At 39.7% G+C, this 17,162-nt stretch carries 14 protein-coding genes; 9 read left to right on the forward strand and 5 right to left on the reverse strand.

The window, feature by feature from the left end; translation table 11 throughout:
* Positions 1 to 451: 451 nt before the first annotated feature.
* From FTT72_RS04540 to FTT72_RS04550, 3 genes are all read left to right on the forward strand, one after another.
* On the forward strand, positions 452 to 1,972 hold the full coding sequence (locus tag FTT72_RS04540) for a transporter associated domain-containing protein (protein ID WP_078193645.1): 1,521 nt from the start codon (positions 452 to 454) through the stop codon (positions 1,970 to 1,972).
* A 380-nt stretch (positions 1,973 to 2,352) separates the two neighbouring features.
* Positions 2,353 to 3,081, forward strand: coding sequence for a hypothetical protein (locus FTT72_RS04545; RefSeq protein WP_180177936.1), 729 nt, complete (start codon positions 2,353 to 2,355; stop codon positions 3,079 to 3,081).
* Positions 3,082 to 3,100: 19 nt separating this feature from the next.
* Complete coding sequence (locus tag FTT72_RS04550; protein ID WP_180146469.1) at positions 3,101 to 3,652, forward strand: hypothetical protein; 552 nt, start codon at positions 3,101 to 3,103, stop codon at positions 3,650 to 3,652.
* A 97-nt stretch (positions 3,653 to 3,749) separates the two neighbouring features.
* Here FTT72_RS04550 and thiM read toward each other — a convergent pair whose 3' ends face one another.
* From thiM to FTT72_RS04565, 3 genes are all read right to left on the reverse strand, one after another.
* Complete coding sequence (gene thiM / locus FTT72_RS04555) at positions 3,750 to 4,619, reverse strand: hydroxyethylthiazole kinase (RefSeq protein WP_180177937.1); 870 nt, start codon at positions 4,617 to 4,619, stop codon at positions 3,750 to 3,752.
* Positions 4,620 to 4,630: 11 nt separating this feature from the next.
* Positions 4,631 to 5,788 (reverse strand): hypothetical protein, encoded by a 1,158-nt coding sequence (locus tag FTT72_RS04560; protein ID WP_180177938.1) that lies wholly within the window; start codon positions 5,786 to 5,788, stop codon positions 4,631 to 4,633.
* 149 nt (positions 5,789 to 5,937) lie between these two features.
* The gene (locus FTT72_RS04565) at positions 5,938 to 6,201 is read right to left on the reverse strand and encodes a hypothetical protein (protein ID WP_078193641.1); all 264 of its coding nucleotides are present in this window, start codon (positions 6,199 to 6,201) and stop codon (positions 5,938 to 5,940) included.
* A gap of 495 nt (positions 6,202 to 6,696) precedes the next feature.
* On the opposite strand from FTT72_RS04565, the gene FTT72_RS04570 reads away from it, so the two are divergent.
* The 6 genes from FTT72_RS04570 to FTT72_RS04595 all read left to right on the forward strand — a co-directional run bounded on the left by FTT72_RS04570 (position 6,697) and on the right by FTT72_RS04595 (position 14,060).
* Positions 6,697 to 6,972, forward strand: coding sequence for a hypothetical protein (locus tag FTT72_RS04570; RefSeq protein WP_180026862.1), 276 nt, complete (start codon positions 6,697 to 6,699; stop codon positions 6,970 to 6,972).
* A 353-nt stretch (positions 6,973 to 7,325) separates the two neighbouring features.
* Positions 7,326 to 9,935, forward strand: a complete 2,610-nt coding sequence (gene pepN / locus FTT72_RS04575) for an aminopeptidase N (protein ID WP_180177939.1) — start codon at positions 7,326 to 7,328, stop codon at positions 9,933 to 9,935.
* A 332-nt stretch (positions 9,936 to 10,267) separates the two neighbouring features.
* Positions 10,268 to 10,480 (forward strand): hypothetical protein, encoded by a 213-nt coding sequence (locus FTT72_RS04580; protein ID WP_078193638.1) that lies wholly within the window; start codon positions 10,268 to 10,270, stop codon positions 10,478 to 10,480.
* A 227-nt stretch (positions 10,481 to 10,707) separates the two neighbouring features.
* Entirely contained in the window at positions 10,708 to 11,484 is a 777-nt protein-coding gene (locus FTT72_RS04585) for a Rossmann-like and DUF2520 domain-containing protein (protein ID WP_180177940.1), read from the forward strand.
* A gap of 62 nt (positions 11,485 to 11,546) precedes the next feature.
* Positions 11,547 to 12,230 (forward strand): class I SAM-dependent methyltransferase, encoded by a 684-nt coding sequence (locus FTT72_RS04590; protein ID WP_180022464.1) that lies wholly within the window; start codon positions 11,547 to 11,549, stop codon positions 12,228 to 12,230.
* A 213-nt stretch (positions 12,231 to 12,443) separates the two neighbouring features.
* The gene (locus FTT72_RS04595; protein ID WP_180177941.1) at positions 12,444 to 14,060 is read left to right on the forward strand and encodes a GMC family oxidoreductase; all 1,617 of its coding nucleotides are present in this window, start codon (positions 12,444 to 12,446) and stop codon (positions 14,058 to 14,060) included.
* A gap of 104 nt (positions 14,061 to 14,164) precedes the next feature.
* Here FTT72_RS04595 and trmB read toward each other — a convergent pair whose 3' ends face one another.
* On the reverse strand, positions 14,165 to 14,881 hold the full coding sequence (gene trmB, locus FTT72_RS04600) for a tRNA (guanosine(46)-N7)-methyltransferase TrmB (protein WP_180023891.1): 717 nt from the start codon (positions 14,879 to 14,881) through the stop codon (positions 14,165 to 14,167).
* A 174-nt stretch (positions 14,882 to 15,055) separates the two neighbouring features.
* Positions 15,056 to 16,996 (reverse strand): sensor histidine kinase, encoded by a 1,941-nt coding sequence (locus tag FTT72_RS04605; protein WP_180177942.1) that lies wholly within the window; start codon positions 16,994 to 16,996, stop codon positions 15,056 to 15,058.
* Positions 16,997 to 17,162 lie beyond the last annotated feature (166 nt).

The following is a 17,162-nucleotide window of genomic DNA, read 5'->3' on the forward strand; positions in this document are numbered from 1 at the left end:
ACTCTTTCGGACAAACTTAGAAGTTTTAGGTAGAACACAAGCTCTACAATTTTCATATAGTGATAGCTAATCACTATACAAACTAAGATACAAGGTAGAAATAAATAATTCATTAGATTTGTCATACAATCTCATACAACGTATTTAATAATATTTAATTAAAAAGTTAGATGAAATCAATCTTTTTAACAGCGTTGGCATGTATCTATAAAAGTCAGTATTACGATCTAGATTTATATTTGATGTAGCCCATTCAATCGGCAACGCATTAAGCGTTTTTAACATTTTGTCATATTGTTGCTGCGAAAAAATATGCTTGAATACATTACAAATGCGCAAGATTATGCATAATGGAATGGTCTCTAGTTACACAGGTTAAATTTATGGATCCGTCGCCGTGCGTTGGTCTGATTGAAGATATTCTTACAATCCAGAATGAGGAAGAGAGCTAATGGAATTTTTGTTAGATCCCGGAATCTGGGTTGGTTTACTTACATTAATTATTTTAGAAATTGTACTAGGGATTGATAACCTAGTCTTTATTGCCATTTTGGCAGAAAAACTCCCTCCAGAACAACGTGATAAAGCCCGCGTACTTGGTCTTTCACTCGCATTATTTATGCGATTAGGATTGTTATTTGCAATCTCTTGGTTGGTCACATTAACAAAGCCCCTGATTACCGTTTTTGATTGGACATTCTCTGGTCGAGATCTCATATTATTGTTCGGTGGATTGTTCTTAGTTTATAAGGCAGTCACAGAGCTACATGAGAAATTAGAAGGAAAACCAGAAGTTCAAGTGACAACAAAAGTGGCATATGCCAGCTTTACAGCAGTTGTTGCGCAAATTGTTGTCTTAGATGCGGTTTTCTCTTTAGACTCTGTCATTACAGCGATCGGTATGGTCGACAACATTTATGTCATGATGGCAGCAATGATTGTGGCAATGGCAGTGATGTTACTTGCATCTAAACCGCTAACGGCTTTTGTAAACCGACATCCGACCGTCGTGATCCTATGTTTAAGCTTCTTATTACTGATCGGTATTAGTTTGATAGCAGAAGGTTTTGGTTTCCATATTCCGAAAGGCTATATCTACTCAGGTATTGGTGTTGCGATTGTCATCGAAGCCTTTAACCAGTTTAGTCAACGCAATGCTCAAAAACACGAAGCGAAAATTCCATTACGCCATCGTACTGCAGACAGTATTTTAAAACTGATGGGTGGGCGCTTAGAAGCTGATCAAGTCGGTAATCAGGCGCAAGAAACCTTTGCAGACGAAGAGCGTTACATGATTGGGGGGGTGTTGACGCTTGCAGAGCGTTCAGTTGCGTCGATCATGACTCCCCGTAATCAAATTTCTTGGGTGGATTTAAATGACACACCTGAACAAATTCGTGAGCAAGTCCTTTCAGTGCCGCACAGTTTATTCCCTGTGTGTCGTGGTAGCTTGGATAAAGTGATTAGTATTGTCCGCGCGAAAGAACTTATTGATGTTCTAGACAGTGAAGATGATCTAAAAGCATTGATTAAACGTCATCGTCCAATCTTTATTTTCCAAAAGATGAAGGTGATTGATGCGATTAATACCTTGCGTACCTCTAAAGGCTCTTTGGTACTGGTTACGGATGAATTTGGTGCGGTACAAGGTTTGATTTCACCACTCGATGTGTTTGAAGCGATTGCTGGTGAATTCCCTGATGCAGATGAACAACTTGATTTGATTAAAATCGATGATGAACATTGGAAAGCTTCAGGCATGCTCGATCTGTATCAGTTAGAACTTGAATTGGAAATGCTGGATTTGATCGAAGAAGATGATGGTTATATCAGTGTTTCAGGTCTTATTTTAGATCAGACCCACGGCAATGTAGAAGTCGGGACTGTGGTTGATTTTAAAGGCATCCAATTTAAAGTTACGGCAATGGATGAAAACCGCATTAAAACGGTTGATATCTATTACCAAGCTTAATGCTTAAATTTTAAAATAACTCAAAGACAGCTTTTCGAAGCTGTCTTTTTTGTATGACTAGAAAGTATAAGAAATCCTATCCAAGGGGGCTGTAATTCACGATGTTAAAACGTATTATATTTACATGATGTAACAGTCAAAAAACGCTGCAACTTTTGAGCTTTTAGAGGGTTAAAGCGGTTCAAAAGTAAAAAATATTGATAGGGTTGATTTTAAAAAAGCATGAGGGTAAATAGCGATTCATTTTTAACTTGGGGTTTTAATCATCATTGATGATCTATGAATAATTTTATTTCATTTAAATACCGCTTCGGAAAACTTTATAACTAGGGACTTTGAAAAAACATCAAAGTTAATCCATTAAGAAAATGGGTGTTGGTATGGCGATCACTGAGAATATCATTGATTTTAGTAAACTCACGACTGAAGAAAAACATGAGTTGTTTCAACGGCTCTGGGAGTTTGATCAATGTATTTTTCCAACTTCTAGGATTGAGCAACTCTATCAATACATGCATGACCCCGATATTGTTGCCTTACCAATCATTCAGTATTTTGAACAGGAAAAACTGATTGGGCAAAACATTGTGCGTATATTAAAAATTATGCATAACAATCGGCCGATTTTTATTTTTAATTCACGGGCAGGGGTATTGGTTGATTATCGTCGGAAAAACCTGACCTTAAACTCGGCGATTAAAGTGGCAATGCAGTATCAGATTCGTTTTCCAGCGATTCCAATGTGGTTTGTGGCTACATTGGCACAACCAAAGGTATATACATTATTTGCCTCGCGCTCTGTTAAGTTTTATCCAAGACATGGTGTCCCGATGCCCACAGAGTATATGGATGTTTTAAATAGTTATAAAATCCGTCAGCATGATGTGCAGCATCGGGCTGAGGATATTTTTGTTCATCGTTGTGATTTACCGAAGGTGACGCCTGAGCAATTGGTTCGGCTACGGAAAAAATCTGATGAACATGTTCAATTTTTTATGCAGCACGTGCCAGATTATTTTGATGGCATGGGGTTAATGTGTATTTGTAAATTAAATGTTTCAACTATTTTTGAAGCAAGTATGAATCTGGCAGTTGGGCGGGCAGTTTAATGACGGACATGGATGTGTTATGCGACAAATGACGATATATCGATTATTCGGTTTCGGCGCGGCAATCTTTTTAACGGCTTGTCAGCCAGCAGAGCAAAAAGTACAGGAGCAATCGCAGAAATGTGTTGCCCCCGAAAAACTGGTCAAACAAATTTATGATCAAGAGTTGAAATTGCATGCTTTGAGTAAAGATCAACTTACTGCCTATTTTGAGCCATCGTTAGCGGAACGTATGCAAGCAGAAATTAACTGTAAGCAGTCGCAACAAGCGTGTAATGTGGATTTTGATATTTTCACGGATAGCCAAGATCCGCAGCAAGATTCGAAAAAAGGTGTTCAGCCTAAACTGAGTTTTGATGAAAATAAAAACGTCGTTCGTGCTGAGTTTAAAATTGGTGATGAAGCCAAAGTCTTAAATTATGAAATGAGTGATGGCGACTGTTCAAAAATCAAAAATATTGTTTATGCGGGGGACTATGACCTCGACATGATTTTGAGTAATCCAACAGAAACGATCGAAGATTCAGAAATGTTTGATGCCAATGCTGCAAGTGACAGTACGGCACAGTAAATTTTTTCGCATATTAATTAGTACAAAACAGTATGAATCCCTGAACAGCTTGAGTCCTATACTCAAGCTGTTTTTGTTTTCTCAAGGTATCATAGCTTTATAGTGAATAAATTTGCATGTTGGCAAGTTGATTGAAATCATCTTCATTGAGATTATAAATTTCATCTAAAAAAGCAACATTAAAACTGCCGACACTTGAGCTAATTTCATAGGCTTTTTGACCCGCAATCGCAAAGTGCAAATGCGCTGCGACTGTACCGGCAGTTAGTGTTTCACTCACGGCGCAATACGCTGCTGTTAACGCACCTAAAGCGCAGCCAGAAGCCGTTACTTTGGGTTGTAAGTAAGATCCACCATTAATTTGTATCACCGCATTCATTTCTTTCGACAAGATGAAATCTGATTCGCCTGAAATTGCCACACATTCACAGTGTTCTAATAAGGGTACGGCATTTAAATAAATCTCGGCACTATTTAGCGTGCTATCGACACCGCGTGATTCACCTTGATTCCCTGCAAGACCACTGATTTCTGATGCATTGCCACGGATTATGCTTGGCTTGTACTGGAGTAATTGGTCAACCATTTCAGATCGCCACGGCAAAACGGGGCCATAACCGACAGGGTCAAGCACCCAAGGTTTATTTAAATTTTGTGCTGTTTGTGCAGCAATTTGCATGGCCTGCATTTGTTCAGACGTTGGCGTGCCTAAATTGATATTCAAGGCACTGGCAATTGAGGCAAAGCTTTCGGCTTCAAAGGGATTGTCAATCATTGCAGGAGAAGCACCCGCAGCCAAAAGGACATTGGCGACGTAATTGCTCGCGACTGCATTGGTGATGATATGCACCAAGGGTTGTTTGGATTGAAGTTCAATCCACGCATTGATAACGCTTTGCAAAAGAGGGCTATTTAAGTCAGTTAATTCACTGTTCATGGTCGTTTCAAAATTTTCAGATTGATTCATCGTTTTCTCCCTTAGCGGGTGAAGTAATGGTCTTGATGTTTACAATTACGGCAGAACAGGGTCACATAATCTGCGGCATCATAATCGACAGAGAGCTCTTGTGAACCACAGTACATGCAGCGCTTTGTGGAATAAAAATTTAATCGAGGTTCGATTTTTTTCCAAGCATGGTGTATCGGTTGCACAAAGATACTTTCATCGAGTCCTAAAAAGTTAAAGAGCAAAATTTCACTCATTTTACTAAACGGTAATTGTGGCGGACGAGGGAGGGTAAAGGTTTCCCATCTTTCCTTTAAGCCACGTTCACGATATTGCTGTAAGGTCTTTTTTAACAGATTGGTATTAATGAAATTTTCATTACGTACTTGCAGGGCTTTCTGTTTATGTAGGTATTCGAGTGCTGACTGAATCATATAATAAATCTGCCCAACCGCTAAATGGTCGAGTAAGCGATAACAGAACACCTGAAAGCTTTTATTCCCTGCAATTTGAATACCCCATGTCTTACAGTAAAACTGCATGAATTGCACAATTTCTTGGAAAAGTAGGAGATACAAGCACTCTTTCACTTCGTCAGCACTTTTAAAGGGAACACCCAAGGCTAAATTTTCATAAAACCAATGACGGAGTTGCTGCGCTACGCTAAAAAGACTGGGCTCCGAATAGCCATCCAGACGGACATTGATATAATACTGTTCAGCTTGTAGTGCATCATCTTTCACAATCAAAATTTGCTCATGCACGAGATGCTTTTTGAGTGATTGTTGGAAGAAATAATTCGGGCTGATGTTATGATACTTAATAGCGTCCCAGTCGATAAATTCTTGATGCGCCGTATGTTCTTGGACGTGATTATCCAATAAAGCCAGCAAAAAGAGTTTCTGTAAAAAACTCAGTTCACTTAATTCACGTTCAACGATATCTTTATTTTTGAGTTTACGCTGTTCTTGTAAACGGGTTTCTTTCAGTAGTTTTTTTCGCGCAGCCTGACAGTTTTCACAATGACAGTTGTATTGCTGTTCTGGAAATATTTGATGATGACAGTGGCTACACTGATAAAAATTAAATTCTTGCTCATCTAATTTTTCAGCATCTACCCAATACATAGATGCACGACACAACGGGCATTGCGTACTTTCATCCATTTGTTTGCGTAGAATATTGAACATGTTGCCAGCGTTTCTTGAAAGGTTAAATTGATTATACACATCTCTGTTTAAAGACGGGTTTGCAATTTCAGTTGCAGCAGCTCAGGCGAGAAGTCGACAAATAAAAAAAGCTGCATAGTGATGATGCAGCTTTTAGTTAGAATGGATTATTAATAGGCGGCTGGGCATGGGATCGATTCGTCCTCCTCTCCAAGTTGTTTGGCTTGTATTAAAGCTTGCACTTTTTTAGACGCGACTTTTTTAGTGCCTAATGCACTATATGAATTAAGTAATGAACTGACCTCAAAGGCTTTGAGTGGAATCCCTTCGCAGGTCATAAACATTGCAATCACCTGATGGTCGATATTTGCAGCATCAAGTGCTTGCAGTGTCTTCATATTTTCAATACGGATGATGTGTTCTTTAATAAACATAATGCACCTCTTTTTGTTTTAGCCTGAATATTTTGCTTTTGGCAATTAAGTAGATGCAAAACGCATGCTCAAATGTTTTGAGTAGAGATTTTAAAGCAGATATACTTTATAATTATTTACTAAGATATTGAAAATAAATTATTAATTTAAAAGTAACAAAATAATATTGATGCGTATGGCTATGTCTAATGAATTCTCAAAATGCTTAAACTGTTGAAAAAGAAACATCTTGGTGCATCGTTTAAACAGAAGTATGCAATCAAATACAAATTAGAAGATTGATATGAATTACGTACTAAGGTGCTTTTTGGAAGGAATCACCTAAGCGATTGGATTTGAAAAGTATATTTGTATATATTGAGCTTATAATTTTTAATGATCTAGGCTTCTAGGATTGAAACCAAGCGGAATCTACTGAACTTGATACACAGCATGATTCAGCTGGATTTCTAAAGGTTTTGATCTTTTTTTATCCTTTCTTTGTATGGAATAAATATGTCAGACGCACTTAAAAACAGCAATATCACCCGTATGCAATTATATAAGCAGTCACAGGGTACGGTTGGTGCGCTGATTATTGGGCATGATCAAACACTGGAAAAGACGATCGAGTTACTTGGCCTGGCGCAGCAACATCAAGTATCTAAAATTTATGTGGCGGGTGCGACGGAAGAAATTCAGCAATTCCTCACCTCAAAAGTCACGGCATTTCAATTTTACTTTGCAGCAGACTACGACAGTGCACTCGATTTAATTTTCGCAAATCAATAATCCTCTAAGTCTTAAGCAGGAAAGTTTGAGCGCAATAATTTGAACGTACAGATGGATTAAGCACCGGTACTTTCTCTTTCTAGTATATAGGCGCTTTATTTATTTTAGGTAGATAAAAAATTTGCACATTGTTATAGCTGTACTCAACTCAGGCATTTATTTTGCTTAAACATGGCGAAAATATGTGCCAGCCTTTAAATTATTCTATAAAGATGATTGAAAACAACATGCGCTGAGCCCATATATAAATCATTGTAAATGCGAAGACAGCTTGTACATCTTGTCGTATGATCAAGTCATTCACAATGTGTTCAAAAAGCTGATGAAGCAATAACTAAGGAATAGGACGAGATATGAATATTGCGGCAAATCCAGTGGTCGAAGCAGACCAAACTGTTTATTTAAAAGATTATCAAAAACCATCATTTGTCGTAGATAGTATCGATCTTGATATTCAAGTCTTTGATAAGCATACCAATGTAAATGCAAAATTAGTGATGCAGCGTCAAACTGCTGGGGATTTGGTGTTATTGGGTCGTGATTTGGAACTCAAATCAATTCGCTTAAATGGTCAAGTTTTGCCAGCAGATGCCTATGTGGTCGATGCAGAACAACTGGTGATTTCAAATGCGCCTGACCAAGTTGTCATTGAAACCGAAGTTGTGATTCATCCTGAAAGCAATACTCAGCTCGAAGGCTTATACCAAGCGGCAGGCGATTTATTCGTCACTCAAAACGAGCCTGAAGGCTTCCGTAAAATTACCTATTATCCTGACCGTCCTGATGTGCTATCGGTATTTACTACACGTGTTGAAGCGGATAAAAAATTCCCTGTATTACTTGCCAATGGTAATTTGATTGAAGCGGGTGAAACCGGGGAAGGTCGTCATTATACCGTTTGGCAAGATCCAACCAAAAAACCATCGTATCTATTTGCTTGTGTGATTGGTGATTTGGCAGTACTCAAAGACTCTTATGTGACGTCTGAAGGTCGTAATGTTGCTTTAGAAATCTATGCAGAAGAAAAAGACATTCCAAAATGTCATATTGCGATGGAAGCTTTAAAGCACTCGATGCGTTGGGACGAAGAACATTATGGTCGTCCTTATGATTTAGACAATTATATGATCGTGGCAACCAGTGCATTTAATATGGGTGCAATGGAAAACAAAGGTTTGAATATTTTCAACACCTCTTGTGTGCTTGCTGATGAAGAATACACCACTGATGCTGCGATCATGCGCGTTCAGTCTGTGATTGCACATGAATACTTCCATAACTGGACAGGTAATCGTATTACCTGTCGTGATTGGTTCCAACTTTGTTTAAAAGAAGGTTTGACGGTATTCCGTGATCAGTCGTTCTCAGAAGATTTACAATCTGCTGCGGTACAACGAATCGATGATGTTGCAGTATTAAAAGCACATCAGTTCCCAGAAGATTCAGGCCCGCTTTCACATCCACCGCGTCCAGATCATTTTGTTGAAATTAATAACTTCTATACAGCAACAGTGTACGAAAAAGGTGCGGAAATTAACCGCATGATGGCAACACTCCTGGGCAAAGAAAAATTCCGTGCAGGTACTGACGAATATTTCAAACGCCACGATGGTCAAGCCGTGACTGTTGAAGATTGGGTAGCAGCACTGACAGCAGGTTCAGGTGTAGATTTATCGAGTTTCTTGATTTGGTATAACCAACCGGGCACACCAAAACTTGAAGCAAAAGGTGAGTACGATGCTGCAAATCAAACCTATACTTTAAGTTTGAAACAAAGCTTAAAAGCGCATCCGAAATATCCAAATTTAAAAGCAGTGCCAATTCCTGTGGCTTTGGCATTGTTTGATGTGACAAGTGGCGAACAGTTAGTTCTCAGCTCAGATGCATTGGTTGAAAATGGTATCAAAGATGGCGTGTATTTATTTGATACCGATACTGCAACCATTACATTTAGCGGTGTAAAAACTCAGCCTGTTGTTTCTTTACTACGTAACTTCTCTGCACCTGTTAATCTTGAATTTAACTATTCAGATGAAGAGCTTGCATTCCTTCTGCAGTATGAAACCAATGGCTTTAACCAATGGCAGGCGGCGCAGAGCCTGGTCGAAAACATTCTGTTGAAAGATCATGATGCGCAAATTTATTTAGATGCGATCAGTTCGCCTAAGCTGCTGCCTCAATTGGTCTGCAAAGATCCGTTATTGGCTTCACGCTTGCTGGATGTTCCGGCTGAGGGCTATTTGGGCAGCCGTATTGATGAGAACTACAATCCAGCCATGATCCAAGAAAAGCGCAATGCTTTACTTACCGCTGTTGCATTGTCATTTACCGGTTTCTGGAAAAATATTTATCAAACATTAGAAGCGCCTGCAGAGTTCAGTCAGGCAATGGGTGTGCGCGCGCTGAAAAATATCGCTTTGAATATGATGGCGCGTCAGGGGGATAAGTCAGTATTTGATTTAGCCTTTGAACAGTTTAAAACCACGCAAAATATGTCTGAACGCCTTGGTGCTTTAAAAGTATTGGTTTGGAATGATGCACCACAAGCACAGCAAGCTTTAGAAACCTTCTATACACGCTTTAAAAATGAAGCTTTGTCGATGGACCAATGGTTTATGTTGCAAGCGGCTCATCCGAAAGCAACTGCGGAAACCATCAAAGCACTTACTGCTCATCCTGACTATGACTTGAAAGTACCGAACCGTATTCGTGCGGTTACAGGCGGTTTAAATAGCAATCCTGTTAATACATGGAGCTTTGGTGTGCAGCACATTGTTGAATTGGCAAAATTCCTCGATGAGAAGAATCCAATTGTCGGTTCACGGTTACTGCAAATTTTGTCCCGTTGGTACACTTTGGCAGAACCGCAGCGTAGTGAAGTCAAAGCAAAACTTGAAGCACTTAAACCTGTTGTGAAATCGAAGAATGTGTCAGAAACATTAAACAGTATGTTGAGTGTTTAATCATTCAACCTCTCTGTACGATTGATTTGAGTTAAATCAGTCCTACTAAAATGAGTCTGTTGTCATAGGTATGGCAGCAGGCTTTTTTATATCCAGTCTTTTTTATCTAAACTTTAGTTAGGATTGAAAATCAATCATGTTTAGATGACTGAAACTCAAAAAATTTCTCTGAGCATTTATTTAAATTACATAATAATTGCAATATAAATCACATAATGGCGCTACAATAAAATAGGTCTAACACATGAATGACTGTATGCGGTAAGGCATCCAAGTTCATGAATGTTTAGATTTTTTTATCTATTTCATTGTGCAAGATTTTGAGGCGGGTCATGTTAGTTAAGGTTGATGAAGGTTTTTATTTAAACTCACATCATATTATTGCAATTCGAATTAATAGAGATTTGCTTGATACCTTTGTTGTTTCGGTAGAATACACACCCAATAGTGTGCAAAACACAGGTGTATTTGAAAAGAAATTCAATGCGCGCCGCGATGCAGAACAATACCTACAGACTCTGAATCAGATCATTGGTAAATCGTAAAAGCTAAAGTGCATATCGTGGATATTGTCTAGATTGAAATGGACATGACATGAATCAGACGCAGATTGACGTCTAGCAAAAGGGATGAAGTGCATCCCTTTTTTTGTGCTTATCTGAGCGAAACTGATGCGAAGAATTGAAAATAAATCATTCTATCGATACGACTCGATTTGCACGTCGGATATTTTCCTGACATGCTGTAGCCATCCAAAATGAGTTAAAACTATATGCGAATCAGTATTGTGGGTGCAGGTCGTGTTGCACATCATTTGCTCAATGTGCTTCATCCACAACATCACATTGTGCAAGTTTATGCGCGAAATCTTGATAATGCAGAAAAACTTGCGGCAACTGTAGGTGCAGAAGCCATTCATACCCCAAGTGAGTTGAATGATGATATTGATCTTTTGATCATTGCTGTGAGCGACCAATCGATTGCAACCGTTATTCAGCAAGTTACAGCCTATCTGCCACAGGTTTTGATCGTGCATACTTCAGGTAGCACCAATATCACGGTACTGACCCAGCAGCATTTGCGAGCAGGGGTGTTTTATCCTTTACAAACCTTTAGTTTAGATCGAGATGTGGACTGGACGTCTACACCGATCTTTGTAGAAGCCGCGGATTCTAAAGATTTGAGGACACTAACAGATTTAGCAAACAGCATGAGTCAAAGGGTTTATCAATATGATTCGGCACAACGTTTAAGTCTGCATCTTGCTGCGGTGTTCGCATGTAATTTTAGTAATTATTGTTATGACATGGCAAAGCAGGTTGTCGATGCAAAATACGTCGATTTTAGCTTGCTTTATCCATTGATTTTAGAGACAGCCAATAAAGCGACTCAGGCTGAACCGCGTAACATGCAAACAGGCCCTGCAATGCGTGGGGATCAAAATATCATGCAGATGCACGCCAATATGCTTGAGCAAGCTGATCAAGTCGATCTGAAAGTGGTCTATGAAATGCTGAGTCAGCAGATTTTTGAGCATCATCAGAAATAAACAATCTATAAAGAACAATGAATATTTATTAGCATAGAAATACATGTCAATCAGGATGTTACATGGCAAAAGATTTTAATAGCCCACAAGTGGTCGAAAGTTATGATGCACATATACGTAAATTAATTCCCGGTTATGAACTTGTCCATCAACAGATTCAGGCGGTGTTAAATTGCTATGTCGCTGAAGATGCCCATGTACTGATTATTGGATGTGGGACGGGCTATGAATTGGGCTATCTCATGGCCTTGAATCCAACATGGTCATTTACCGTTACAGAATTATCTGAAAATATGCTGAATCAAACACGGCAAAGTGTTGAAGCTGCTGGACAGTTGCATCGCGTCAAATTTGTTTTGGGCAGTCACACTACTTTTGAGCAGGCGAGTTGTTTTGATGCGGCGCTGAGTATCTTGGTGACGCATTTCATTCTGTTGTCAGAGAAAACTAACTTTTTAGCAAAAGCTTTTGAATTGCTTAAACCGCAGGGCATTTTTGTAAGTTTTGACTTGATGCAAACTCATTCGAATTTTGAGCAGCGTGTCCTACCTGAATTTTGCCAAATGCAAGGTTTATCTGCTGTACAAGCGACAAAAATGATGCAGCGTTTAGAGGATGATTTTGAACTGATTAGCCAGCAGCACTATCAAAATTTACTAACGGAAATAGGCTTTGATCAAATCCATTGTTTCAGCCAAATCTTTAGCTATGCAGCTTACAGTGCTTTTAAAACGTCTATAGATTAAAAATATAAAAAGACCAAGTTTGGGTGTTAAGTTCATCGATCATTTTGACCGACATAGTTGCTACCTTGCATGAGTGACGCTTGCCTCAAAATTTCGATCATCAGTTTCATCCTTCTTGCACGGTATCGCGCGTCATTTTTTAAAAAGAAACTTTTCAGTCAGCGTTAAATCACTTATTGTGCATTTATAAAAAGAATCAATTGGATGAAAATAATGTCAAAAATGGAATTTGATTATATTGTGATTGGTGGCGGAAGTGCGGGTTGCGTACTGGCTGCACGACTCAGTGAAGATCCGAATATATCTGTGTGCTTGCTAGAAGCAGGTGGACAAGGTGATCAGTGGACGGTCAATATTCCAGCTGCATGCGTGGTGAGCTTGCCGACCAAGATCAATAATTGGGCTTTTGAAACTGTGCCACAAGCTGGCTTGAATGGTCGTAAAAGCTATCAACCACGTGGAAAATGCCTAGGCGGTTCATCTAGTATTAATGCCATGATTTATATTCGTGGTCATAAAAATGATTATGATCAATGGGCGGTACAGGGCAATACTGGTTGGTCATACGACGAGGTCTTGCCATATTTTATTCGCTCAGAAAATAACAACCGAATACACAATGAATTCCACGGAAATGACGGCCCTCTATCCGTCACAGATGTACAAAGTGACAATATTTTCCATCAACGCTATACCGAAGCGGCTCGTGCACAAGGCCATAAAGTCCTCGATGATTTTAATGGCGCAGAACAAGAAGGCTTAGGGGTTTATCAGGTAACGCATATCAATGGAGAGCGTTGTAGTGTGGCACGTGCGTATTTATTTCCACATTTAGATCGGCCAAATTTAACTGTATTGACCAAAGCCACAACACATAAAATCATTATAGAAGATAAAGTGGCCACAGGTGTTGAAGTCCAACATGCAGGGCAAATGAAACACCTAAAAGCCAGACGTGAAGTCTTGCTCAGTGCCGGTGCGATGCAATCACCGCAGATTTTAATGTTGTCTGGAGTAGGCGATCAGGCCGAACTCCAAGCTCATGGCATTGAAGTGAAACACCATTTACCGGGTGTAGGAAAGAACTTTCACGATCATCCCGATTTCATTTTTGGTTATAAAGTCAAAGAATACCAAGGCACATTTGGCGTATCTTTACCCGGTTCAATTGATATGTTTAAGCAGATTGGTCGCTATCGTAAGGAACGACGAGGCATGATTGCTTCAAATTTTGCAGAATGCGGTGGTTTTCTAAAGTCTTCACCCAATTTAGCAATGCCAAATTTGCAATTACACTTTGTCGTGGCGTTAGTAGATGACCATGCACGGAAATTTCATGCAAGTCATGGTTTGTCGTGTCATGTGTGTCTGCTCAATCCAAGAAGTCGCGGTACGATCAAATTGAGTGGTTCTAGTGTAAATGATCCATTATTGATTGATCCAAACTTTTTAAGGGATGAGCAGGATTTAGAAGATTTGGTACAAGGTTTTAAGTTGACGCAGCAGTTAATGATGTCGCCGTCTTTATCGAGTCATTATCAGCAAGATTTATTTACCTCACTGGTCAAAACAGATGATGACATACGTGCAATCTTACGTCAGCGTGTGGATACGGTTTATCACCCTGTCGGTAGTTGTAAGATGGGCGTAGATGAGATGTCTGTGGTTGACCCTGAATTGAAAGTCTACGGGATTCAAAACCTTCGTGTAGTCGATGCCTCCATCATGCCTTCTGTGGTGAATGGCAATACCAATGCCCCAACAGTGATGATTGCTGAAAAAGCCGTGGATATGATTCGTCAAAGTCAGCTCCAAGCGCAAGTAGCCTAGGTGTAAGCAGTTTTCCTGTGATTTGATACAACACAGATAAATCTTAGATCAAAAACAGCAATAAAAAACCACCGCTAACGGTGGTTTTTTGCTTCATTCAAAAATTAATATACTTTTTTGAAGATGAAGTCATTAATTTTATGGCCTGCTTCAATTCCGCGACGTTCAAACTTAGTTTGTGGACGCCAGTCTGGTCGAGGGTAGCTATTGCCTTTACCCGCAAGGTTTTCAAGACGTGGGCGTTCTTCAAGAACTTCGATCATCCATTCAGCATACGGTTCCCAGTCAGTCGCTGAGTGGAATGTGCCGCCGATTTCTAATTTTTCTTCAACCAATGGCATACGGTCATGAGATACAAAACGACGTTTGAAATGACGTTTCTTCTGCCATGGATCTGGGAAGTATAATTGCACAGTGTTAATACTGTTGTCTGGCATTTCACGTAGCACTTGGATGGCATCAGCATCCAATACTCGAAGGTTAGTTAAACCTGCAAGACCGGCTTCATAAACACATTGAGCGATACCCGGAACATGCACTTCAATGCCGACAAAGTTACGTTCTGGGTTTGCTTTTGCCATTAGCACCAAAGAACGACCCATACCAAAACCGATTTCGACAGTTAGTGGGCGTTCAGGGTGTTCAAAATGCTGACGCAAATCCCCAACAGGGTATTCCAAAATTAGATGACCATATTGTTCCAGCGCAGTACGTTGCGAAGTATTAAGTGGCGCAGAGCGGCGCATAAACGTCACGATTTCACGGTGTTCGTTTAGGTTATCCAGATCTACAGCGTGCTGGTCTAATTGATCGTTCGACATAACTTTGGCAAATGTAAAAAATTCGAATGCCGTATTTTAAGTCCTGAGATGCACAAGTCAAATTTTTACCGTGAATAAATCCGCTTTTTGCTCAATCTTACTGATTGGAGCCGTGCTGAGCATTTGCCATGTACAGTGAATTACTCAGCTCAAAAGTCATGAATTAACATTAATCTAGGCTGTTTTTTCATCAAGATCTTCACTGTCAGCACCATCAGGTTTAAATGGCAAAATGGCCTCAAGAACGGTACAACCCGGCTGTGACTGTATTTTAAATTCACCACCGATACGATGGATTCGTGTTTGCATACTATGTAGACCAACATGTAGACCTTGTTCAACATCACTAGGGTTGAAGCCGATACCGTTATCTTCAATACGTAATATCAGTTGAGTCTCTGTTTCGCACAAACTGACCTGAACTTTGCTTGCCTGACTATGCTTTAGAATATTGGTCAGGGTTTCTTCTGCGACACGAGTCAAATTGAGACATTGGGTCGCAGAGGGTGAGTGAATCCATTCGGTAGCAAATTTCCAGCTTGAGCTCATGTCTAATTCTTCAAAGAGCTGTACAAAGCGATGGCGAATCGGTGCTGCCCATTCGATCGGGGTGTCTGGAACTTTCGTCCCTATACTCGAACCTGAATCGATGACTTGTCTTAAATCATTTCGGAACAGTTTAAGCATCGACATGATTTGTGGTTTTTCAATTTTGTCATTTTGTTCTAACAGTAAAATTGAACGGACAATTGATCCGCCTAAACCATCATGTAAGTCATGAGATAAATGAATTCGTTCTTGAAGTCGTGCATTTTCAAGTGCGAGTTGATGTTGTTGACCAAGTGAAGTGGCGAGTTTCAGTTCAGCTCGTTGAACATTTTCAGTTAAGGTCTTATTAAAACGCTCAATTTGACGGGTGTGTCGAGCTAAACGCAAAGCCAGTACACCGCCCAAGACGAGGGTGGTCACTGGCCCGGTATAGGGCGAGAGCGCATGACCTTCCATGGTCATCATAAAGTGCGCATCATGTACCGCAATCGGTAAATAAATCAGATACAGCGTTGCAAGCAAATAGGTTTCAGCCATTTTGGCTTTATAGGCTAAATAGGGGTAGCTAATACATTTGGCCACAAAGACCAAAACAAAGAAGCTAAAACAAATTTGGATGACGGTCTTTAAATAAGCCTCTGGTGCAAAACCAATACAGAGCGCTGCGATAGTAGCAAGGCTTAATAATAGTTTTTGAATTTTCGGGAAGGGATGGTTTGCAAAATACCACGCACCAATACAGCCAAATACCGTATAAAAACAGAAAATAATATTTTGTAGGCGGTCGACCTGTACGGTGGTTAGAAATGCAATTGGCCCATTAAAAATAATACACAGGCTATAAAACACCCAAGCCATGCCTGTAATGGTTAACCATAAGTAAGCTCTTTCATTACGATTGGCGAGCCATGCTAAAAAAAAGAACACGGCCACGACGAAATTAATCATCGTATTCAGTTCGACTAATTGTCGTTGTTCGAGTAACCAAATTTTAAAGGTGTCATAGACTTGCGGGTATTCCCCAATTTGAACTGAACTGAGTCCTGATTTTTGGGTCACCGAACCATACACTTGCACCCAAATGGTATTTACACCTTGCTTTAAACTCGAGCTAGGTAAGTTCAACAGTCTAGGTTGATGTTGGCTTCGCGAAAAATGTTCTGCTGAAATGTAATCTTGCCAAAGTAGGGCTTCGTTGATATAAACCCGTCCACTTTGGGTGATGCCTTGTATAGCGATAGCAATGGGTTGATTTAACTGATGGAGGTCACAGTTCAACTTAAATTGGATTTTGTACCAAGCGATACCATGATAATCCGGCCAACGTTTATTCCAAGTGTCTGGAAGCTTTTGCAGATTTTGCCAACCTGTACGTGGGCGCTCTTGCTCGACAGCGATTTTAGCTGTGGCAATATGGGTGATTTCAACAGGACAATGACTGCTTGAGATCTGTGGGGTGGCATTGGCAAAACTGGGTATAGCGATACAACATAGCAGGCAAAATAGACTCGCTAAGACCAGCAGCCGATTTGCTTGAATGCAGTGTCGTGACCAAAACCAAACCATCAAAATTCCCCCAATTTTGTGTATCCACAATTTAAAAAAATATATAGAAAGTCACATCAAATCTTTGTTTTATTTTTAATAGTTATAATTTTATGAGATGAATTATACAGTTAAATCGAATGAATGGTGAATTTTTCTCTTTTTTATAGGCTTAGTATTATATGTA

The sequence above is a fragment of the Acinetobacter sp. YH01005 genome (assembly GCF_013420465.1).
Taxonomy (GTDB): Bacteria; Pseudomonadota; Gammaproteobacteria; order Pseudomonadales; family Moraxellaceae; genus Acinetobacter; species Acinetobacter amyesii.